The organism is Vibrio sp. 1580, assembly GCF_033340055.1.
On sequence record NZ_JAWOVT010000664.1, the window covers coordinates 1 to 531 of the forward strand.

General features: G+C 45.6%; 1 protein-coding gene and 1 pseudogene. One reads left to right on the top strand and one right to left on the bottom strand.

Translation table 11 applies throughout. The annotated features are described in order from the left end of the window. Positions 1–175 (bottom strand): annotated as a pseudogene (locus R7093_RS27725) (YdcF family protein); the annotation flags it as partial. Between the two features lie 158 nt (positions 176–333). Here R7093_RS27725 and R7093_RS27730 point away from each other — a divergent pair. Then, a partial coding sequence (locus R7093_RS27730; RefSeq protein WP_318147343.1) for a serine dehydratase beta chain occupies positions 334–531 on the top strand: 198 nt, incomplete at its 3' end.

Below are 531 nucleotides of genomic sequence, written 5' to 3' on the forward strand. Positions count from 1 at the left end.
CTTCCGAAATGCTTTGTCCTTGCGTTTTTCCACCACAAAATACGAGAGCAGTATTCTCCATTGGCATTTCGCGGATCTTAGCGGCTAGAGCTTCGACTCTCGAGATGCCTTCGGCACTCAATTGGTTATTAACCAATCGCTTACCTAGTACGATGACCACGTTACCTAACTTCATACTTCTCTCTCAATTTCCCCTGCGACAAAGTCACTGTTGTGTGGTCTTTGGCATAGTTACAAAAATCTTCTTTGCCAACCGCCTTACAGGCATTAACATCTAGTTAACAACATTGTTCTAGAGACCTATGAAAGGTTCATTGCTGAAGGAAGTCAATTATGCTGTCGATTTTCGATATTTTTAAGGTCGGTGTTGGGCCATCCAGCTCCCACACTAACGGTCCTATGCTCGCCGGATTCCATTTCACTCAACTACTTAGCGACTCTATGGCGAAAGTGCGTCGGGTGCAAGTTGACTTATATGGCTCTTTATCACTGACTGGTAGAGGACACCACACCGACCGAGTCACGGTGCTA